General features: G+C 73.8%; 18 protein-coding genes. 4 read left to right on the forward strand and 14 right to left on the reverse strand.

The genetic code is table 11. The features are described 5' to 3' along the window. Genes ISOVA_RS14135 through ISOVA_RS14150 form a run of 4 tightly spaced genes read right to left on the reverse strand, consistent with a single transcriptional unit; the run spans nucleotide 1 to nucleotide 5,801 of the window. On the reverse strand, nucleotides 1-2,502 hold the full coding sequence (locus ISOVA_RS14135; RefSeq protein ID WP_013839885.1) for a beta-xylosidase/alpha-l-arabinosidase: 2,502 nt from the start codon (nucleotides 2,500-2,502) through the stop codon (nucleotides 1-3). A 20-nt stretch (nucleotides 2,503-2,522) separates the two neighbouring features. Beyond that, on the reverse strand, nucleotides 2,523-3,413 hold the full coding sequence (locus tag ISOVA_RS14140) for a carbohydrate ABC transporter permease (protein ID WP_013839886.1): 891 nt from the start codon (nucleotides 3,411-3,413) through the stop codon (nucleotides 2,523-2,525). Then, on the reverse strand, nucleotides 3,410-4,468 hold the full coding sequence (locus ISOVA_RS14145) for a carbohydrate ABC transporter permease (protein WP_013839887.1): 1,059 nt from the start codon (nucleotides 4,466-4,468) through the stop codon (nucleotides 3,410-3,412). Before ISOVA_RS14145 ends, ISOVA_RS14140 begins: the two co-directional genes overlap by 4 nt. A gap of 4 nt (nucleotides 4,469-4,472) precedes the next feature. Beyond that, nucleotides 4,473-5,801, reverse strand: coding sequence for an extracellular solute-binding protein (locus ISOVA_RS14150; RefSeq protein WP_013839888.1), 1,329 nt, complete (start codon nucleotides 5,799-5,801; stop codon nucleotides 4,473-4,475). 189 nt (nucleotides 5,802-5,990) lie between these two features. Between ISOVA_RS14150 and ISOVA_RS14155 the strand changes: the two genes are divergently transcribed. Then, a complete protein-coding gene (locus ISOVA_RS14155; RefSeq protein ID WP_049788368.1) occupies nucleotides 5,991-7,037 on the forward strand; it encodes a LacI family DNA-binding transcriptional regulator in 1,047 nt (348 codons plus the stop codon). 19 nt (nucleotides 7,038-7,056) lie between these two features. Here ISOVA_RS14155 and ISOVA_RS14160 read toward each other — a convergent pair whose 3' ends face one another. The 6 genes from ISOVA_RS14160 to ISOVA_RS14185 all read right to left on the reverse strand — a co-directional run bounded on the left by ISOVA_RS14160 (nucleotide 7,057) and on the right by ISOVA_RS14185 (nucleotide 11,813). Continuing rightward, the gene (locus tag ISOVA_RS14160; RefSeq protein WP_013839890.1) at nucleotides 7,057-7,566 is read right to left on the reverse strand and encodes a hypothetical protein; all 510 of its coding nucleotides are present in this window, start codon (nucleotides 7,564-7,566) and stop codon (nucleotides 7,057-7,059) included. 20 nt (nucleotides 7,567-7,586) lie between these two features. Further along, a complete protein-coding gene (locus tag ISOVA_RS14165; protein ID WP_013839891.1) occupies nucleotides 7,587-8,249 on the reverse strand; it encodes a response regulator transcription factor in 663 nt (220 codons plus the stop codon). Continuing rightward, nucleotides 8,246-9,694, reverse strand: a complete 1,449-nt coding sequence (locus tag ISOVA_RS14170; RefSeq protein ID WP_233275914.1) for a sensor histidine kinase — start codon at nucleotides 9,692-9,694, stop codon at nucleotides 8,246-8,248. The genes ISOVA_RS14165 and ISOVA_RS14170 overlap by 4 nt, the downstream gene beginning before the upstream one ends. Nucleotides 9,695-9,729: 35 nt before the next feature. Then, nucleotides 9,730-10,926, reverse strand: a complete 1,197-nt coding sequence (locus ISOVA_RS14175; protein ID WP_041294913.1) for a phosphotransferase — start codon at nucleotides 10,924-10,926, stop codon at nucleotides 9,730-9,732. A 94-nt stretch (nucleotides 10,927-11,020) separates the two neighbouring features. Further along, nucleotides 11,021-11,386 (reverse strand): hypothetical protein, encoded by a 366-nt coding sequence (locus ISOVA_RS14180; protein WP_013839894.1) that lies wholly within the window; start codon nucleotides 11,384-11,386, stop codon nucleotides 11,021-11,023. Nucleotides 11,387-11,423: 37 nt separating this feature from the next. Further along, nucleotides 11,424-11,813 carry a hypothetical protein gene (locus ISOVA_RS14185; RefSeq protein WP_013839895.1) on the reverse strand — a complete coding sequence of 130 codons (390 nt, stop codon included), beginning with the start codon at nucleotides 11,811-11,813 and terminating at the stop codon, nucleotides 11,424-11,426. A 142-nt stretch (nucleotides 11,814-11,955) separates the two neighbouring features. Here ISOVA_RS14185 and ISOVA_RS14190 point away from each other — a divergent pair, with 142 nt between their 5' ends. Then, the gene (locus ISOVA_RS14190; RefSeq protein ID WP_041294914.1) at nucleotides 11,956-12,243 is read left to right on the forward strand and encodes a hypothetical protein; all 288 of its coding nucleotides are present in this window, start codon (nucleotides 11,956-11,958) and stop codon (nucleotides 12,241-12,243) included. Between the two features lie 9 nt (nucleotides 12,244-12,252). On the opposite strand, the gene ISOVA_RS14195 is transcribed toward ISOVA_RS14190, so the two are convergent. Further along, a complete protein-coding gene (locus ISOVA_RS14195) occupies nucleotides 12,253-12,459 on the reverse strand; it encodes a hypothetical protein (RefSeq protein WP_041294915.1) in 207 nt (68 codons plus the stop codon). A gap of 62 nt (nucleotides 12,460-12,521) precedes the next feature. On the opposite strand from ISOVA_RS14195, the gene pgi reads away from it, so the two are divergent. Continuing rightward, nucleotides 12,522-14,231, forward strand: a complete 1,710-nt coding sequence (pgi, locus tag ISOVA_RS14200) for a glucose-6-phosphate isomerase (protein ID WP_013839897.1) — start codon at nucleotides 12,522-12,524, stop codon at nucleotides 14,229-14,231. 142 nt (nucleotides 14,232-14,373) lie between these two features. Beyond that, nucleotides 14,374-15,501 carry a PrsW family intramembrane metalloprotease gene (locus ISOVA_RS14205; protein ID WP_013839898.1) on the forward strand — a complete coding sequence of 376 codons (1,128 nt, stop codon included), beginning with the start codon at nucleotides 14,374-14,376 and terminating at the stop codon, nucleotides 15,499-15,501. Nucleotides 15,502-15,926: 425 nt separating this feature from the next. Here the strand turns inward: ISOVA_RS14205 and ISOVA_RS14215 are convergent, their stop codons facing one another. The 3 genes from ISOVA_RS14215 to ISOVA_RS14225 are packed head-to-tail and all read right to left on the reverse strand — an operon-like array spanning nucleotide 15,927 to nucleotide 19,554. Continuing rightward, entirely contained in the window at nucleotides 15,927-16,721 is a 795-nt protein-coding gene (locus ISOVA_RS14215; RefSeq protein ID WP_013839899.1) for an ABC transporter ATP-binding protein, read from the reverse strand. Next, complete coding sequence (locus ISOVA_RS14220) at nucleotides 16,721-18,454, reverse strand: ABC transporter permease (RefSeq protein ID WP_013839900.1); 1,734 nt, start codon at nucleotides 18,452-18,454, stop codon at nucleotides 16,721-16,723. The genes ISOVA_RS14215 and ISOVA_RS14220 overlap by 1 nt, the downstream gene beginning before the upstream one ends. Further along, entirely contained in the window at nucleotides 18,451-19,554 is a 1,104-nt protein-coding gene (locus ISOVA_RS14225) for a thiamine ABC transporter substrate-binding protein (RefSeq protein ID WP_013839901.1), read from the reverse strand. The genes ISOVA_RS14220 and ISOVA_RS14225 overlap by 4 nt, the downstream gene beginning before the upstream one ends. Nucleotides 19,555-19,634: the final 80 nt, after the last annotated feature.

Consider the following 19,634-nt stretch of genomic DNA (forward strand, 5'->3'; position numbering starts at 1 on the left):
CTACCTCGCCGGGGGGAGCTCGACCTCGGCGGTCACGACGCGGGGGTCCGCGGGGGTGACCTCGTGCACGGGCCCGGTGATCGCGACCGTGGTGCGCGGCGTCGCGGTTCCCGGGAGCTCGCGCTTGGTGACCGCCTTCGCGTTGGTGATCGCCCCGCCGGTCATGTGCTGCATGTCCTCCGGGCCCTCGTCGGCCGCGGCCGCGGCGTGGGACCCGACCCACACCTCGACGTCGCCCGGCTCGACGATCCGCACCATGCGCCGGTCGCTGAACGCGAACCGCGCGCTCGGCACGGCGAACCGCACGACGGCGGACTGCCCCGGCTCGAGCGCGACGCGCTCGTACGCGAGGAGCTGCACCACCGGCCGCGTGACCGAGCCGACGACGTCGCGCCCGTAGAGCTGCACGACGTCGGACCCGGCGACGTCGCCGGTGTTGGTGACCCGGACCGACGCGGTGAACGTGCCGCCCGCCTCGACGGCCGGGTCGACCTGGAGCTCCGAGTACGAGAACGACGTGTACGACAGCCCGAAGCCGAAGGGCCGCAGCGGTGTCGAGTCGGTCGACGTGACGTCGGACGGACCGCCGAGCACCGGGTGCAGGTAGGAGTACGGCTGGGCGCCGGCGGAGCGCGGCAGCGACACGGGCAGGCGGCCGGACGGGTTCACCGCACCCGCGACGACGTGGGCGATCGCGGTGCCGCCCTCCTCGCCGGGGAAGAACGCCTGCAGGACGGCCGCGGGACGGCGGTCGCCGTCGAGCGCCCAGTCGATCGCGTACGGCCGGCCCGAGAGCACGACCATGACGACGGGCGTCCCGGTCGCGAGGACCTCCTCGACCAGCCGGCGCTGCACGCCGGGCAGCTCGAGCGACTCCGAGTCGTTGCCCTCGCCCACGGTGCCGCGCCCGAAGAGGCCCGCGTGGTCCCCGACGACGACGACGGCCACGTCGGCAGTGCGCGCGGCCGCGACCGCCTCGGCGATCCCGGACGTGTCCTCGCCCTCGACGTCGCAGCCGCGCGCGTGCACGAGCTCGGGCCGCGGCAGCCCGGCCGCCGCGAACGCACCGCCGAACGCCTCGAAGACCGTGGGGATCTCGAACCCGAGCGGCTGCTCGGGGTGGTGCGCGAGCACGTGGTTGGCGAACGAGTAGCAGCCCATGAGGGCGTCGCCGCGGTGCGCGTTCGGCCCGACGACCGCGACGCGCGACGGCGCCGCGCGCCACGAGCGCAGGGGCAGCAGCCCGTCGTTGCTCAGGAGCACGACGGACTCCTCGGCCAGGCAGCGCGCGACCTCGCGGTGGCGCGGCGTGTCGAGGTCGACGACGGCGGGCGGCTCGTCCGCGAACGCGTCGTCGTCGAGCAGCCCGAGCTCCTCCTTCTGCGCGAGCGCGCGCAGCACGGCGCGGTCGACGAACGCCTCGTCGACGAGGCCGGAGCGGACCGCCTCGGCGAGCGGCTCGAGGTAGGCGTCGCCGGCCGGGAGCTCGACGTCGATGCCCGCCGCGAGCGCCTGGGCTGCCGCCTCGCCGCGGGACGCCGCGACCTGGTGCATGACCTCGAGGAACGCGACGGCGAAGTAGTCGGCGACGACCACGCCGTCGAACCCCCACTCGTCGCGGAGCACGCCCGTGAGGTAGGTGGGGTCGGAGGCCATCGGCACGCCGTCGACCTCGGTGTAGGCGTTCATGACCGAGCGGGCGCCGCCGTCGCGCACCGCCATCTCGAACGGCGGCAGGAAGACGTCGGCGATCTCGCGCGGCCCCGCGGACACGGGCGCGTGGTTGCGCCCGGCGCGCGAGCCCGAGTACCCGGCGAAGTGCTTGAGCGTGGCGTGCACGCCGGCGTCCTGCAGGCCGCGCACGTACGCCGTGGCGACGGTCCCGACGACGTACGGGTCCTCCGCGATGCACTCGTCGACGCGGCCCCAGCGCGGGTCGCGCACGACGTCGAGCACCGGGGCGAGGCCCTGGTGGACGCCGAGCGTGCGCATGGACTCGCCGATGAGGCGGCCCATCTCCTCGACGAGCGCGGGGTCGAACGACGCACCCCACGCGAGCGGCGTGGGGAACGTCGCGGCCTTCCACGCGGCGAGGCCCGTGAGGCACTCCTCGTGCACGAGCGCGGGGATGCCGAGACGTGTCTCGGCCTTGAGCCGGCGCTGCTCGGACCACAGCCAGGCGGCGCGCTCGGCCGGGTCGACCGGGCGCGTGCCGTAGACGCGCGTGTAGTGACCGATGCCGTGCCGCGTGACGTCGGCGAGCGTCGTCGAGCCGCCCGAGGCCATCTCGCCCTGCATGGGCGCGACCACCTCGCCGCCCTGGTCGGGCCAGAACCCGACGATCTGCGCGAGCTTCTCCTCGAGCGTCATCCGCGCGTGCAGCGCGGCGACCCGGTCGGAGACGACCGGCCACGCGGGCAGCGTCGCCGGCTGCGCCGTCGGCACCGTCGCGGACGCGTCGGTGGCCTCGGCGGCCTCGGCGGCTTCGGTCATGGGGTCCATCCGTCCTTCCTTGTGCGCGGTCATCCCTTGACCGCGCCCTGCAGTCCGTTGACGATGCGCTTCTGCATCGCCAGGAAGAACACCAGCGCGGGGATCATGGCCAGCGTGGTGAAGGCGAAGACGCCGGCCGTGTCGGCCGAGTGCTCGGACGAGAAGTCGGCGACGCCGAGCGGCAGCGTCTTGTTCTCGGCCTGGAGGAGCAGCAGCGGGAGCAGGTAGGCGTTCCACGAGCCGACGAACGCCAGCACCCCCACGGTGACCATGCCCGGCCCCGACAGCGGGATGAGGATCCGCCAGAAGAAGCCGATGCGGGACGCGCCGTCGAGCATTGCCGCCTCCTCGAGCTCCTTGGGCAGGGCCATGAGGAACGGGCGCAGGATGACGACGGTCATGGGCAGCGCGAACGCCGCCTGCGGCAGGGCCACGCCGAGCCACGTGTTGCCCATGCCCAGGTTCTGGGTGATGAGGATGAACAGCGGCACGATGGCGACCGCCGCCGGGAACAGGAGCCCGACGACGAACACCATGAACAGACCCTCGCGGAACCGGAACTCGTAACGGGCCAGCGGGTAGGCGGCCATGATGCCGAAGACCACCACGACCGCGGTCGTGATGACCGCGATGCCGACCGAGTTCCAGGTGTACTGCCAGAAGGCCGGGTTGGTCAGGACGCCGGCGTAGTTGGTGAGGACCCACGGGTCCGGCATGCCCGCGGGCTCCGCGGCGAGCTGCGCGTTGGTGCGGAAGCCGCCGAGGACCCCGTAGACCACGGGCCCGAGGGTGAGCGCGACCACGACGAGCGCGATCGCGTACACGAGCGGGTTGCCGCCCGAGAACGCGTTGCCGCGGCGGGGTCGGTCGGTGGCGGGCTCCGGCGCCGTGCCGGGCGGAGCGGTCGTGACGGCGGTCATCGAGTCGCCTCCTTCGGGGACGTCCGGGCCTTCGCGCGGCGCCCGTCGTCGGGCTGCGTGTCGCGGCGCAGGATGAAGTGCTGGTAGGCGAGGGCCATCACGAGGGCGACGACGAAGAGGATCACCGAGGCCGCGCCGGCGATGCCGAAGTTCTGCCGCCGGGTGCCCTCGTCGATCAGGTAGGTCGCCATGGTGCTCGTCGCGTTGGCGGGGCCGCCGCGGGTGAGGATCCACACCATGTCGAAGAGCTGGAGGGACCCGATCATCGAGAGGAACGCCCAGGTGCGGATCGTCGGGCCGAGCAGCGGGACCGTGATGCGGCGCTGGACCTGCCACCAGGTGGCGCCGTCGATCTGCGCGGCCTCGTAGAGCTCCTCGGGCACGCCCTGGAGGCCGGCGAGCAGGAGGATCACCGCGAGGCCCAGGTACTTCCAGGTGAGCACCACGATGACGGTCCACAGCGCGATGTCCGGGTCGCCGAGCCAGCCCTGCGCCGGGCCCTGGAGCCCGACGGCGCCGAGGATCGAGTCGATGACGCCGTACTGGGGCTGCAGGAGCTGGAACCACACGACGCCCGCGATGACCTCCGCGAGCACGTACGGCACGAAGATGATCGTGCGCAGGAGGCCCTGGCCCCACATCTTGCGGTTGAGCAGGAGGGCGAGCGCCAGGCCGATCGGCAGCTGGATGACGATCGACATCACCACGACGATCAGGTTGTGGACGAGCGCGTCCGTGAAGACCTTGTCGGTCAGCACGAGCACGTAGTTCTGCAGGCCCACGAAGTCGACCAGGGGCCCGAAGCCCTTCCAGCGGTAGACCGAGAGCTGGACCGCCGTGAGGATCGGCCAGATCACGAACAGGACGAAGAGGGCCAGCGCGGGCGTCACGAAGAAGGCGATCTCGAGGCGCTTGCGCAGCTGCGAGTTTCCCCCACGGCGTCCGCCCCGTGCTGGCACCGCCGGCCGCGCCCCCTGGGCGCGGCCGGCGGTGTCCGGCCGAGGGCGGGACGTCGCAGGCGAGGCGGCCACGGAGGTGGTCACGTCGTCTGCCACGTCGTCAGCCCCTCGCGGCCGCGGACTCGATCGCCTCGACGATCTCCTGCGGGCCGGCCTGGCCGGCGAACATCAGCGCGATCGCGTCGTTCATCGACTGGCCGACGGACTGGCCGAGGCGCGTGTCGAGGTAGAGCTGGGTGTTGCCGCCGCTGTCGCGCACCGGGATGAGCTGGGCGAGCGTCTCGTTCGCCAGCGAGCCGGTCGCGGCCGGGTTGGTCGGCAGACCCATGTCGAGCTCGGCGAAGCCGGTCTGGACCTCGTCGGACAGCAGGTGCTCCGCGAAGTCGACCGCGGCGTCGGGCGCGCCGGCCGAGACGGACCACGCGTCACCGCCACCCATCTGGTCCTGCGGGTCGCCCTGCTGGCCCGGGAAGGTCGGGTACGCGAACCAGCCGAGGAAGTCCGGCACCTGGCCGTCCTCGCGCAGGCCGCCCACGACACCGGGCTCCCAGTGGCCGGCGAGCTCCATGGCGACCTTCTCGGTCGCGAGGAGGCCGGACGCCGACGTCGGGCCGGTCTGGGCCGGGGTCGCCAGGAAGCCGGGGTTGAACGGCTCCTTGGCGAGCAGCTCCTGCAGGTCCTCACCGGCCTTGGTGAAGCACGGGTCGGAGTAGTCCTTCTCGGCGATCGCCGTCTCGACGGTGTCGAACGGGCACTCGCGGACGACGTTGTAGTACCAGTAGTGCGCGGCCGGCCACTTGTCGCCGGCGCCCACGGAGGCGGGGGTGATGCCCGCGGCCTTGAGCTGGTCGATCCAGCCGTAGAACTCCTCGATCGTCGGGTTCTGCGACACGTCGGTGATGCCGGCCTGCTCGAAGAGGTTCTTGTTGTACCAGAAGCCCACCAGGCCCATGGAGAACGGCAGGGCGTACACCTTGTCGTCCACCGAGTACTGGCCGGTGAAGGCGGAGATCTTCTCGATCGTGTCGGACGCGTCCTCGGTGAGGTCGCGGACCAGGCCGGCCTCGACCTCGGCCTTGAGCTCGCCGCCGCCACGGCTCATGTACACGTCCGGGATCTGGGCGTCGTCGCCGGACTGGAAGGCGGCCTGCAGCTTGGTGAGCATGTCCTCGTGCTGCATGGCCTGGACGTCGACGGTCACGCCCGGGTTGGCCTCCTCGAAGTCGGCGGCCACCTGGTCGTAGTACTCCTTGCCCTCGCCCTGGTTCGAGTTGTGCCACCAGGTGATGGTGACGTCGCCACCCTCGGCGGTCTCGCCACCGCCGCCGTCGCCCTGGCCAGCGGTGCCCTGCCCTGCGCAGGCCGCGGCGAGCAGGGAGACGGTCGCGCCGATCGCGACAGCGGTCGCGCCTCGCATAGTCCTCGTCATCGTGGATCCCTCGGTCGTCGTCGACAGGTCTGGCAGGCCGGGCCACGAGCGCGGCGTCACGTCTGCCATGGACGAGAGTGACAGTGCGCACACCGGTTCGTCAAACGTTGTCGATAACGATTTCGATACGCGGACGCCTCGACCCGGGCGGAGTCGTCCTCAGGGCCCTCTAGCGCATACTGTCGACCCGTGAGCACCGCCGCCCAGCCCCGAAGAGCGGGCACCGCCCCGGGTCGCGTGACGATCTCCGACGTCGCGCGCGTCGCCGGGGTGTCCGTGGCCACCGTGTCGAAGGTCGTCAACAACCGGTACGGGGTCTCGCCGTCGACGGCGGAGCGCGTCCTCGCCGTCGTCGCCGAGCTGGGCTACGAGTCGTCCCTGGTCGCGCGCAGCCTGCGCCGCCAGAGCACCAACGTCATCGGCGTGCTCGTCGCCGAGTTCGAGCCGTACTCGACCGAGCTGCTCAAGGGCATCTCGGCCGCCGTGGACGGCACGGGGTACGAGCTGCTCGCCTACTCCGGCGGGTCCGACGGCGGCGCCAAGGCCGGCTGGGAGCGCCGCTCGCTGTCGCGGCTCGCCGGCACGCTCATCGACGCCGCGATCGTCGTCACGCCCACCATGGTGATGTCCGAGCCGGTCGACATCCCCGTCGTCGCGGTCGACCCGCACACGGGTCCCGAGGGCACGCACACCGTCGACTCCGACAACACGACGGGCGCGCGCGACGCCGTGCAGCACCTGCTCGACCTGGGGCACCGCCGCATCGCCCACCTCGGGGGCCGCACGGACCTCGAGTCGGCCCGGTTGCGCGAGCTGGGCTACCGCCAGGCGCTCGAGGCCGCCGGCATCGCGGTCGACCCGCACCTGGTGCGGATCGGCGGCTACCGCCCGGAGACGGCGGACACCCCCGCGCGCGAGCTGCTCGACCCGGCGACCGGGGTGCGGCCCACCGCCGTCTTCGCGGCCAACGACCAGTCGGCGATCCACGTCATCGAGGTCGCCCAGGAGCTGGGCCTGCGCGTTCCCGAGGACCTGTCCGTCGTCGGCTTCGACAACGTTCCGGAGTCCGCGACGAGCACGCCGCCGCTCACGACCGTCGCCCAGCCGCTGCACCGCATGGGCGCCGAGGCCCTGCGCATGGTGCTCGACCTGCTCGAGGGCGCCCCGCGCGAGCAGCACCTGCGCCTGCCCACGTCGCTCGTCGTGCGCGCGAGCACCGCCCCTCCCCCGGACTGACCCTCCCCGAGGGATCGGATCACTCGACGACGAAGGTCGCCGCGTCCCTGAACGCCACGGCCGGCGCGTCGACGTCGCAGAACCCGGCGTACGCGCCGGCGTAGTCGTCGTGCGGACGCGCCGGGTCGGCGGCGAGCGCCCCGTCGCCGTCGTCGAACACTCCCACCGCGGTGAACGCGTCGCCGTCGGTCCCGCTCGTCCGCAGCACCGTGCCGCCCGGCAGCCTCAGCGTGTAGTCACCCGGGCTGTCGGACGAGTCGACCGCCTCGGTGCCGTCCGGCCAGAACGCGAGGTGCTCGACGCCGTCGACCACCGCCACGAGGCAGCCGTTCGGCAGCGCACCGAGGCGGGCGGACACCTCGACCGGCTCGCCCGCGAACCTCGCCGCGAGCGCGCGCGGCTCGAGCGCGCGCACCTGGGGCGTGCCGAAGCCGCCCTCCGCCTCGCCCGTCACGGCGCCGCACGCGCCGAGCACGCCGGCGACCAGGAGCACCACCAGGCCGAGGGCCGCCGCGCCGCGCCGTCGCATGGGCGCACCGTAGCGCCGGGTCAGGGCAGGCGGTAGCCCGACCCGCGCACGGTCTGGATGCGGTCGGCGCCCAGCTTCTTGCGCAGGTAGCGCACGTAGACGTCGACGACGTTCGAGCCCGGGTCGAAGTCGTAGCCCCAGACGCGCGAGAGCAGCTGCTCGCGCGAGAGCACCTGGCCCGCGTGCCGCAGGAACACCTCGGCGAGCGCGAACTCGCGCGCCGACAGGTCGACGTCGCGCCCGTCCACCGAGACGCGCCGCGCGGTGACGTCCATGCGCAGCCCGCCGCGCTCGAGCACCGCGTCGTCCGCCGCGCGCGACGCCGGGTCGCGCAGCCGCAGGCGGATCCGCGCGAGCAGCTCCTCGAAGCCGAACGGCTTGGACATGTAGTCGTCGGCCCCGCCCTGCAGCCCGGCCACCCGGTCGGAGATCGAGTCGCGCGCGGTCAGGATGATCACCGGCATCGTCGATCCGACGTCGCGCAGCCGCGCCAGGACCTGGAACCCGTCCAGGTCCGGCAGCCCGATGTCGAGCACCATGAGGTCGAACTCGTCGCTGATCGCGTGCTGCAGCGCCGTGCGTCCGTCGGCGACCACCGTCGGCACGAACCCGTGCGCCCGCAGGCCCTTCTGCACGAACTGCGCGATGCGCGCCTCGTCCTCCGCCACGAGGATGCGGTTCATCGTTCCTCCTGCCCGTCGTCGGTCGCCCCGTCGTGCCCGACGGCGGTGCCGCCGTCCCCGTCCGCGGGCCACTCGAGCGTCACGCGCAGCCCGCGGTCCGCGCCGTCGGTCGCGGTGACGTCGCCGCCGTGCCCCTGCGCGATCGCCCGCACGATCGCCAGGCCCAGCCCCGACCCGGGCCTGCCCGCCGCGCCGTCCGCGCGCGCGAACCGCTCGAAGATGCGGGCCCGGTCCTCGGGTGGGACGCCGGGACCCTCGTCGCGCACCCAGACCCGCGCGACGCCGTCGGACACCTCGCTGCCGACCGCGACCACGGTGCCCGGCGCGGAGAACTTCACCGCGTTGTCCGCGAGCTGCAGGCCCGCCTGCGTCAGCCGCTGCACGTCGCCGAGCACCACGGCGTCGGCGCGCGCGTCGAGGCGCCACCGGCGGTCGCCCAGCGCGCTCGCCTTGTCGAGCAGCTCGTCCGTCAGCCGCCCCAGGTCGACGGGCGCGGGCGCGAGGAAGTCGGGGCGCTCGGCCTTCGCGAGCAGCACGAGGTCCTCGACGATGCGGCTCATGCGCGCGGTCTCGTCGAGCAGCAGGTCGCGGGTCTCGACGACGTCGCGCGGGTCGTCGGGGTCGATGAGCTCGAGGTGCCCGCGCAGCACCGTGAGCGGGGTGCGCAACTCGTGGCCGGCGTCGTCGAGGAACTGACGCTGGCCCTCGATCGCGCCCGCGAGCCGGTCGAGCATGGTGTTGAAGGTCCGGGCGAGCGCCGCGACGTCGTCGTCGCCGCGGACGGGCGCCCGGCGGTGCAGGTCGGTCTCGCCGACCTGGCGTGCGGTGGCCGCGAGGAGCTCGAGCGGCCGCAGCACCCGGCCCATGACGAGCCACGCCACGATGCCGACGAGCACGAGCACGACGGCGGCGACGAGAGTGAACGTACGCATCGTCTCGCGCTGCGCCTCGAGCGCCTCGCCGAGGTCGGCGGCGACGACGTACGCGCCCGTCTGCCCCGGGTCTCCCTCGACGCGCACGGGCACCACGACGACGTGCACGCGCCCCTCCCCGGTGTCGAGCCAGTCGTCGACGACCTCGCGCGCGTCCCCCGGCACGCCGGCGACGAACTGCCGCAGGGCGGCGTCGTCCGCGAGGGTGCGCGCCGACGCCGGCGAGTACAGGCGCGGCTCGCCGGCGAGGAACGTCACGAGCATCTCGTGGTCGCTCGGGACGTTGCGCTCGATCGCGACGCGCAGCAGCTGCTCGACGCCGGTGAAGGGCTCGCCCGTGTCGGGGTCGATCCCGAGATCGGCCAGTCGCCGGAACTCCTCCACCTCCTGGGCGAGGTCGCGGTCGACCTGCTCGACGACGACGCGCCGCTGGATCGCGTGCGTGAGCAGCCCGGTCGCCAGAAGGCCGAGGGTCGTCATCGCGAGGACGGAGACCACGACCTTGGTCCGCACGGACCACCGCGTCAGAGGACCGGGGCGTCGCTCGCTCACCGGGCCGGGTCCCCGTCGAGCCACTGCTCGACGGCGTCGAGCCGGCGCGTCGTCGCGGCCTCCCACCCCTGCTCCTGGACCCGGTGGGGGCCGGTCGCCAGCGAGAGCAGCACGCCTGCCGTGCGGGCGCGCAGCTCCCCCGGGTCGACGGCGGTCGCGAACGTGCGCGCGTACTCGAGCGCGAGCAGGTGGAGGCGCGCCGAGTCCCAGCCGCGCAGGAGGGCGAGCGTCTCGAGGTGCGCGACGAGGCAGGCGAGGTCGTCCGCGCGCCGGCCCGGGCCGGCGGTGTCGACGTCGAGGAGCCCGGTGACGCGGCCCTCGTGCAGCAGGATCTGCGACTCGTAGAGGTCGCCGTGGGTCGGCTCGTCGCCGCGGATGCCGGCGATGCGGTGCTCGACGCCGTCCGCGAGCCGCGCCGCGCGGTCGGCCTCGGCCGGCAGCGCCGCGCCGATCACCGACGCGTAGTGCGTGGCGTGCTCGCTCCACGCGGTGCGGCGCGGCAGCTCGGTGACGCCGGCCGGAAGCCGGTCGAGCAGCGCGAGGATCTCCTGGGCCGTCGGGACGGGGTCGCCCCGCTGCAGCGCGACCCGCATCGAGTCGCCGGTGAGCGGCGCGAGCACGAGCAGCCCCTGGTCCGACCAGCCGAGCGGGCGCGGGACGGGCAGCCCGGCGTCGGCGAGCAGCGCGTGGCGCGCGTGCAGCTCGGCCACGCGCGAGGGGCGCACCACCTTGAGGAACACGCGCGCGCCGGGTGTCGACGCCTCGATCACCGCGCGACGCGTCGGGCGGTAGGCGCGCACGTCGAGCCGGACCGGGCCGCGCGACGCCTCGGACGCACCGAGGTCGGCGAGCAGCTCGGAGACGCTCTCCGGGTCGTACGCCAGGCGCAGGGCCGGCAGCTCCGGGTCCGACGGGAACATCCACACCGCGGCTGTGCGCTCGCCGTCGGCCATCTCGAGCACGCCCGGGGCGCGGGCGTCGCCCGGCCGGCCCACGCTCGCGCCGAGCGTGAGCCGCCGGACGCCGTCGGCCCAGCGGACGTCCGCCCGGTACGCGACCGTCGTCGAACGCCCCGGCCGATGGTCGACCTGCTTGACCGACCAGTCGACCAGCTCGCCGCCCGCGGTCGTCACGGCCGCCGCGAGCAGCTCGCCCGCGTCGTCGCCGGTGAGCAGCGTCAGGTCGGAGGTCACGCCCTCATTCTGACGAACGACGGCGGTGGGCGCCCCTCGCGGAGCGCTCACCGCCGTCGCACCGGCCGGAACAGTCACGGCGTCACCGCCGTCGTCACGGACTGTCCGCCGACGCGCCGCTGGCGACAGAGGAGCCGCTGTCGTCGAGCACGGGGGCCGGTGCGGGCGCCGGGCTGTCGGCCGAGGCGACGCTCTGGACCCGGACCTGTGCGGGGGCCGGGCTGTCGTTCGCCGACTCGTTCGGCGAGTCCGCCGACTCCGGGCTGTCGTCGACGGTCGGCGTCGGAGCCGGCGTCGGGCTCGACGTGCTGTCGGAGGCGTCGGCGACGAGCGTGACGGCGGTCGCCGCCTCGGGCGCCGGGGCGCGGTCGTTGAGGCTGATGGCGGCGGCCCCGGCGGCGCCCGCGCCCAGGAGCGCGGCCGTCCCTCCGACGATCCACCGCTTGCGTACGGGTCGCATGTCGTCCTCCTTGGTCGGGCGGGTGGTGCGGGTGTGCTCAGTCGGCGCTGTCGGCCGAGGTGCCCGAGTCCGCGCTGGCGGCGCTGTCCGGGCTCGTGGGGCTGTCGGTGACCTCGAACGCACGCTGCTGCGCCGGCGCGGGCGAGTCCGCGGACTCGGCCGAGTCGACGGTGTCGACGGTGTCGGCCGAGTCGACGGTGTCGACGGCAGACTCGTTCGGGGAGTCGGCCGACTCGGGGCTGGTGTCGGCGACGGCGGTGCCGTTCGGCACGTCGCCGGCCGGCGACTGGCTGAGCGTCACCGCGGCGGCGGTCCGATCCGCCGGTGCGCGGTCGTTGAGGGCCACCGCGGAGGCGCTGACGGCACCGACCCCGAGGGCGGCTGCGGTTCCCACGACGATCCAGCGGTTGGTGACGGACGGCTTCATGACTTCTCCCTGATCGGTCGAACCGGTGGTTGTCCACCGGCCTGGTGATCACCAGCCTCCAGGGCGGACATGAGACGCCGAGGTGAACCGGATGAGAGCCCTCTCATCCGCGTCCGGCCCGCCGTTTTGGCAGGATCGGCCCGTGCCCTCCTACCGCGTGAGCCTCGCCGTCGGGACGCTGCGCCCCGGCGTCGACCCGGCCGCCGTCCTGCCCGCCGCGGCCGACGCCGCACGCGAGCTCGCCACGGTCGAGACGTCCGACGTCGGGGTGGTGCGCGGGCAGGCCCGCATCACCGTGCGCTTCACCACGGACTCCGACGACGCCGCCCACGCGGTCGCCGACGCCGTGCGGGCACGGACCACGCGGCTCGCCGCGACGTCCGACGGCACGCTCACGCGGCGGTGGGGAGCGCGCTGGTACCCGGCGTGAGCTCGCCCGTCAGCGGAGCCGGCGGCCGACGACGATGCCGACGGCCACGCCGACCAGCAGCACGCCGACGGCTCCGACGGCGAGCGCCGTGAGCAGCAGCGGGTGCGGGCTCGGGACGAACGTCGTCTCGGACAGCGGCGCGTAGGCGAACCACCCGAAGGACGCTCGCCGTAGCGCCCGTCGAGAGACGCACGCGCGGCCGCAGGCGGAGGTCACTACCGTAGGGACCGCCGTCGTACGCCCGCCGGCGCACCCGTCCGCACGAAGGAAGAGCAGGCATGACCACTCCGCCCGTCGACGCGACCACGACCCCGGCCTGGGGCGAGCTCCACACGCACTACCAGGAGTTCCGCGGGGACCTGCGCGGCTGGTTCGCCGCCGACCCGGGCCGGGCCGAGCGGCTGAGCCACACCGCGGGCGACCTGTTCGTGGACCTGTCCAAGAACCTCGTCACGGACGAGACGCTCGAGCTGCTGGTCCGCCTCGCGCACGAGGTGAACCTTCCCGAGCGCATCGAGGCCATGTTCACGGGCGAGCACATCAACGTCACCGAGGACCGCGCCGTCCTGCACACGGCGCTGCGCCGCGCGCCGGGCACCGAGCCGCGGCTCGTCGTCGACGGCCAGGACGTCGACGCCGACGTCGCGCGCGAGCTGGAGAAGATGTCGGCATTTGCCGAGCAGGTGCGCTCGGGCGAGTGGACCGGCGTCACGGCCAAGCCGGTGCGCACGGTCGTCAACATCGGGATCGGGGGGTCGGACCTCGGCCCCGTCATGGTCTACGAGGCGCTCAAGCCCTACCTCAAGGAGGGCCTCGAGGTCCGCTTCGTCTCCAATATCGACCCGACCGACGTCGCGCAGAAGACGGCCGACCTCGACCCCGAGACCACGCTCTTCATCGTCGCGTCGAAGACGTTCGGCACCCTCGAGACGCTGACCAACGCGCGGCTCGCGCGGGCCTGGCTGTGGGAGCGGCTCATCGCCGCGGGCGCGATCGACGACGACGACGACGCGAAGCAGGCGGCCGTGCGGGCGCACTTCGTCGCGGTGTCCACGGCGCTCGACAAGGTCGAGGCGTTCGGGATCGACCCGGCCAACGCGTTCGGGTTCTGGGACTGGGTCGGCGGGCGCTACTCGGTCGACTCGACGATCGGCACCTCGCTCGCGATCGCGTTCGGGCCCGACGCGTTCCGCGAGCTGCTCGCCGGCTTCCGCACGATCGACGAGCACTTCCGCACCCAGCCGTTCGAGTCCAACGTGCCCGTCCTCATGGGCCTGCTCAACGTCTGGTACACGAACTTCCTCGGCGCCCACACCCACGCCGTGCTGCCCTACGCGCAGCAGCTCAGCCGGTTCCCGGCCTACCTGCAGCAGCTGACGATGGAGTCCAACGGCAAGTCGGTCCGCTGGGACGGCTCGCCCGTGACGACGCAGACCGGCGAGGTGTTCTGGGGCGAGCCCGGCACCAACGGCCAGCACGCGTTCTACCAGCTCATCCACCAGGGCACGCGGCTCATCCCGGCCGACTTCATCGCCGTCGCGACGCCGGCCTACCCGCTGACCGACGTCGAGGGCGACGGCAAGGCGGTCCAGCCGGGCGCCGACGTGCACGAGCTGTTCCTCGCCAACTTCTTCGCCCAGACGAAGGCGCTGGCGTTCGGCAAGACGGCGGACGAGGTCCGCGCCGAGGGCACGCCCGAGGAGATCGTGCCCGCGCGCGTGTTCTCGGGGAACCGGCCGACGACGTCGATCATGGCGCCCGCCCTCACGCCGTCGGTCGTGGGTCAGCTCGTCGCGCTGTACGAGCACATCACGTTCGTGCAGGGCGTCGTGTGGGGCATCGACTCGTTCGACCAGTGGGGCGTCGAGCTGGGCAAGAAGCTCGCGCTCGAGATCGCGCCCGCGGTGTCGGGCGACGACGCCGCGCTCGAGGCGCAGGACTCCTCGACCGCCGCGCTCATCCGCTACTACCGCACGCATCGCGGGTAGTTCTCGCGGGCCGGTGGTCGGCGCGTAGAGGAGGCGCACGACGCCGGTCGGGTAGGCCGGGTAGACCGCCGTCGGGCCGGGAACTCGTCGCCGGTGTGGACACCGGCGGGCCGGTGAGCGCGCCGATCCCTAGGATCGGGCCATGGCGTCACTGGACCCGAAGGCGATTCTGGCCGGACGCACGCTCGGCCGCCCGTCGGTGGGGGCGATCCTCACGATCGCGGTCTCGTCGCTGGCGCTCCTGGTGGTGCTCGGCTACATGGCGCTCGACGACGGCCCCTCGTTCGCGGGAGCGTTCGTCCTGGCGATGCTCCCCCTGCCGCTGCTCCTCGCCGGCGTGCTCGCGCTCGACCGCCTCGAGCCCGAGCCTCCGGACGCGCTGCTCCTGGCGTTCCTGTGGGGCGCGGGCATCTCGGTGCTGCTTGCGATGGTGCTCAACACCGCCGGCCTGCTGCTCGTGTGGGCGCCGCTGCTCGGCGACGACCAGGGCTTCTACCTCACCGCGACGGTCGTGGCGCCCGTCGTCGAGGAGACGCTCAAGGGTCTCGTGCTGTTCGGCTTCCTGTGGTTCCGGCGTCATGAGCTCAACGGCCCGACGGACGGCATCATCTACGGCTCGATGGTCGGGCTCGGCTTCGCCACGGTCGAGAACATCAGCTACTACATGGCCGCCAGCCCGGAGGCGGTCGCCGGCACGTTCGTGCTGCGCGGCATCATCACGCCGCTCGTGCACCCGCTGTGCACGTCGCTCACCGGCATCGGGGTCGCCGCGGCGGCCATGCGGGAGCGGGGCGGAAGCCGGCTCGGGCCCGCGCACGCCGGCCTCGTCGGGGCCATCGCGCTGCACGCCGTGTGGAACGGGATGACGATCTTCGGGCTGGCGGGGGTCGCGATCGCCTACGCGATCGGGTTCGTGGTGCTGCTGGTGCTGCTCGCCGTCGTGCACGCGGACCGACGCCGCATCGTCGGCCTCATCGGTAGGTACCTGCAGCAGTACGCGGGCACAGGCGTCGTCACCGAGGCGGACCTGCGCATGCTCTCGAGCCTCGCCGGCCGCCGCCAGGCGCGCCGCTGGGCGGGCGAGACCCTCGGCCGCGGACCCCAGCGCGCGATGCGCGACTACCAGCAGGCCGCCACCGAGCTCGCGATGCTCCACCGCCGCTACGAGCGGGGGCTCGTCGAGCAGACCGACTTCGAGCGCCGGCGCCAGGACCTCGTGCTGCTCATGCACGTGGCGCGGCAGGTGTTCCTCCGGCGCCGCCCCGCCTGACCAGTGTCAGAAGGCTGGTGGGTTCTGGCCCACCAGGTTTCTGACACGAGGCGCTCAAGACCGGCACGGGTGCTCCCGCCCCGGGGCAGCTCGGTCGCGCGTACGACGTTCGCCGTCCGCTCGAGCCACGCGCGCGGCGGACGGACGACGTCGCCGGCGAAGATCGAGAACCCGGAGGGTGTCTCGACCCGGCGGCCGAGCTGCGCGGGCGGGATGGCGGCATTGGCGCGATACATGCGTATCGACGACGCGATCGTCTCCGTGAGCCAGTAGAGCGTGACGTTCGTGAGGATCTCGTCCTTGGTGAAGCGCCGCTCGACGTCGCCGTCGCAGTCGCTCCACGACCACCCGGCGTCAAGGTGTACGGCTCGGGAGTGCTCGCCACGCCACGCACTGTACTCACCGGCTGCGTGGAGCTGACACCGTCAGCGCCCCGAAGGCTCGTCGACGAGCTCGTCGACCGAGTCGGGCGCGAGCCCGAGGAACTCGGCCACCCGGTCGGACGCGGGCGCGCGCAGCAGCACGTCGGGCGCGTCGACCTGCAGGAGCCTCCCACGGTCCATCACGGCCACGCGGTCGGCGACGGTGAACGCCTCGTCGTGGTCGTGCGTGACGAAGACGGCGGTGGTGCCGGTCGCCTGCAGGGTGTCGCGGACGTCGACGGCGAGCCGCTCGCGCAGGCGCCGGTCGAGCGCGGACAGCGGCTCGTCGAGCAGCAGGAGCCGCGGCCGCGGGGCCAGGGACCGCGCCAGGGCCACGCGCTGCTTCTCCCCGCCGGACAGCGTCGCGACCGAACGCCGCTCGTACCCGGCGAGCCCGACGGCATCGAGCAGCTCGCGCACCCGCTCGCGCCGCTCGCCGGCCGGCACGCCCAGCGTCTCGAGCCCGTACGCGACGTTGCGCCCGACGTCGCGGTGCGGGAAGAGCTGGCCGTCCTGGAACAGCAGGCCGAACCGCCGCCGGTGCACGGGCACACCCGCGAGGTCCTCGCCGTCGAACAGCACGGCACCGCCGGCGAGCGGCTCCAGCCCCGCCACCGCGCGCAGCAGCGACGACTTGCCGCAGCCGCTCGGCCCGAGCAGCGCGACGATCTCGCCGGACGCGACGTCGAGCGACACGTGGTCGACCGCCACGGTCCCGGGCCGACGCCGGGACGCCCCGTAGCGCACGACGACGTCGCGCACCTCGAGCCCGCGGCCCGTCGGTCCACCAGCGGTCATCAGAACTCCCCTCCCGGCCGGTCGCCGCGCAGGCGCTCCGCCACCATCATGACCGTCGCCGTCAGCGCCGCGAGCACGACGGACGCCGCGAGCGCCATGCCGTAGTTCTCCGCCCCGGGCCGGCCGATGAGCCGGAAGATCACCACGGGCAGGGTCGCGGCGTCGGGCCGCGCGAGGAACGACGTCGCGCCGAACTCCCCGAGCGACACGGCGAACGCGAACCCGACCGCGAGCCCGAGCGAGCGCAGCCCGATGGGCCCGTCCACGGTCCGCAGCACACGGCCCGGCGCGGCGCCGAGCACGGCGGCCGCCTCGCGCAGCCGCGGGTCGATCGCGCGCAGCACGGGCAGGACGGTGCGCACGACGAGCGGGACCGCCACCACCGCCTGCGCGATCGGCACGAGCAGCCCCGAGGTGCGCAGGTCGACGTCGAACCCGAGCGGGCGGTCGAGCGTGATGAGGAACCCGAACCCGACGGTCACCGCGGACACGCCGAGCGGCAGCATGAACAGCCCGTCGAGCACGCCGACGGCCCGGCGCCCGCCCGCCGAGTGCGGCCGCCGCGACACGACGAGCGCCACGAGCCCGCCCACAACGACGGCGAGCACGGTCGCCAGGGCCGCGGTCCGCACCGAGTTGGCGGTCGCCTCCCACACGGTCACGGTGAGCGCGTTGCGCCCGCCCGTCGTCCCGAGCGCGACGTAGTTCTGCAGCGACCACGCGCCGTCGGGCCCGCGGAACGAGCGCGCGACGAGCCCGGCCATGGGCAGCACGAGCAGCCCGAGCACCACGAGCAGCGTCACGAGCGCGGGCACGGCGTCGGACGCGGTCGTCAGGCGCAGGCGGTGCGACGACGCGCGCTCGCTCGTCAGGTGCAGCGCCCGCTCGCGCCGGGTCCGGGCCCGCGCGCTCGCCAGCAGCGCGACCGTCACGACGACGAGCTGCAGCACCGAGAGCACGGCGGCCGCGCGCAGGTCGAGGAACTGGGTGGTGCGGATCCAGATCTCGGTCTCGATCGTGCCGTAGCGCATCCCGCCGAGGACGAGCACGACGCCGAACGCCGTCGCGCAGAAGAGGAACACCACGGCCGCGGCCGACGCGATCGCCGGCCCGAGCGCGGGCAGCGTGACCGTGCGGAACGCACGCCACGGCGTCGCGCCGAGCGCGCGGGCGGCCTGCTCGGGGCGCGGGTCGAGCCGCTCCCACAGCCCGCCCACGGTCCGCACCACGACCGCGTAGTTGAAGAACACGAGCGCGAGCACGACGGCGGCGAACGTCTCCTCGAGGCCCGCCCAGCCCAGTAGGCCGCCGGGCACGAACAGCGCCCGGAACGCGACGCCGACCACGACGGTCGGCAGCACGAACGGCACGGTCACGAGCCCGCGCACGAGCGTGCGCCCCGGGAACCGGCACCGGTACAGCACGTACGCGCCCGGCAGGCCGAGCAGCACCGCGAGCGCCGTGCCCACGGTCGCCTGCGCGAGCGTCTGCCCGATCACGCGCCACGTGCGCGGCTGCGACAGCACCTCGGTGAAGCCGGACAGGTCGAGCACGCGCCCGCCCGCGCCGTCGTCGGCGAAGAACCCCTGCAGCACCAGGGAGACCACCGGCCAGGCGAAGAACACGCCGAGGAAGGCCAGCGGCACCCCGGCCGCCAGCCCCCACCCGACGGTGCGCCCGAGCGCCCCGCCCCACGCGGGACGCGGCGCCCGGGCGGCGGCGACCGAGGTCACCCGATGACCGTCGCCGTCCACTGCTCGATCCACTCGTCGCGGTGCTCGGCCACGTCGGCCGGCGGCACCTCGAACGGGGCGTCGGACAGCGGCGCGAACTGCTGCCACTCGGCCGGCAGCTCGACGGTCTCGTCGGCCGGGTACATGTACATCTGGCCGGGGATGTCGGCCTGGAACTCGGGCGACGCCAGGAAGTCGACGAGCGCCCGCGCGCCCTCCGGGTTGTCGGTGCCCGCGAGGACGCCCGCGTACTCGACCTGACGGAAGCACGTCTCGAGCAGCGCCGCGGTCGTGGACTGCGTGCCGTCCTCGGTCACCGTGAACGCGGGCGACGTCGAGTACGACAGCGCGATCGGCCGCTGGCCGCCCTCGCCCGCACCCGAGAAGTCGACGTAGTACGCGTCCGACCAGCTGTCGACGACCTTGACGCCGTTGTCGCGCAGCTTCTCCCAGTACCCCTGCCATCCGTCCTCGCCGAAGGCCCCGACCGTCGCGAGCAGGAACGCCAGGCCCGGCGACGACGTCGCGGGGTTGGTCACGACCGTCAGGTCGGCGTACTCCGGCTTCGTGACGTCCTCGAGCGTGCGCGGCTCGGCGACGCCGTTCTCCTCGAACCACGCCGTGTCGATGTTGAGGCACACGTCGCCGACGTCGATCGGCGTCAGGGCGCCCTCGACGTCGTACTGCCCCGTCGCGTAGCGCGCGGCCGACGGGTCGAGGTCCTCCGGCTGGTACGGCTCGAGCACGCCCTCGGCGATCGCGCGCGACGCGAACGTGTTGTCGATCCCGTACACCACGTCGCCGAGCGGCGAGTCCTTCGTCAGCACGAGCTGGTTGACGAGCGTGCCGGCGTCGCCCGGCGCCACCTGCTCGACCGTGTAGCCGGTCGCCTCCTCGAACGACTCCAGCACGCCCTCGGAGACGGCGAACGAGTCGTGCGTGACGAGCGTGACGGTGCCGCCCGACGTCCCGCCCGGCGACGCGGCGTCGCCGGGGCCTGCCGGCTCGCCGCCCCCGCAGGCGGCGAGCGTCGTCGCGACGAGCCCGACGGCGGCGCTCGCGGCGGCCGCGCGGATCGTGCGGCGGGTGCTCGTGGTCATGGGTCCTCCTCAACGGTCGAGAAGGGGGCCCGGCGTGCGGTGCGCCCGGTGCACGACGGCGCCCGGGCGGCGCGCACGCA

It is taken from the genome of Isoptericola variabilis 225, from assembly GCF_000215105.1.
GTDB lineage: Bacteria > Actinomycetota > Actinomycetes > Actinomycetales > Cellulomonadaceae > Isoptericola > Isoptericola variabilis_A.

What these genes read in the sequence shown, in the direction of transcription:
- ISOVA_RS14215 (WP_013839899.1), bottom strand. Translation starts at nt 16,721, where the DNA reads ATGACCGCTGGTGGACCGACGGGCCGCGGGCTCGAGGTGCGCGACGTC.
- ISOVA_RS14160 (WP_013839890.1), bottom strand. Translation starts at nt 7,566, where the DNA reads ATGCGACGGCGCGGCGCGGCGGCCCTCGGCCTGGTGGTGCTCCTGGTC.
- ISOVA_RS14165 (WP_013839891.1), bottom strand. Translation starts at nt 8,249, where the DNA reads ATGAACCGCATCCTCGTGGCGGAGGACGAGGCGCGCATCGCGCAGTTC.
- ISOVA_RS14180 (WP_013839894.1), bottom strand. Translation starts at nt 11,386, where the DNA reads ATGCGACCCGTACGCAAGCGGTGGATCGTCGGAGGGACGGCCGCGCTC.
- pgi (WP_013839897.1), top strand. Translation starts at nt 12,522, where the DNA reads ATGACCACTCCGCCCGTCGACGCGACCACGACCCCGGCCTGGGGCGAG.
- ISOVA_RS14185 (WP_013839895.1), bottom strand. Translation starts at nt 11,813, where the DNA reads ATGAAGCCGTCCGTCACCAACCGCTGGATCGTCGTGGGAACCGCAGCC.
- ISOVA_RS14225 (WP_013839901.1), bottom strand. Translation starts at nt 19,554, where the DNA reads ATGACCACGAGCACCCGCCGCACGATCCGCGCGGCCGCCGCGAGCGCC.
- ISOVA_RS14150 (WP_013839888.1), bottom strand. Translation starts at nt 5,801, where the DNA reads ATGACGAGGACTATGCGAGGCGCGACCGCTGTCGCGATCGGCGCGACC.
- ISOVA_RS14205 (WP_013839898.1), top strand. Translation starts at nt 14,374, where the DNA reads ATGGCGTCACTGGACCCGAAGGCGATTCTGGCCGGACGCACGCTCGGC.
- ISOVA_RS14140 (WP_013839886.1), bottom strand. Translation starts at nt 3,413, where the DNA reads ATGACCGCCGTCACGACCGCTCCGCCCGGCACGGCGCCGGAGCCCGCC.
- ISOVA_RS14135 (WP_013839885.1), bottom strand. Translation starts at nt 2,502, where the DNA reads ATGGACCCCATGACCGAAGCCGCCGAGGCCGCCGAGGCCACCGACGCG.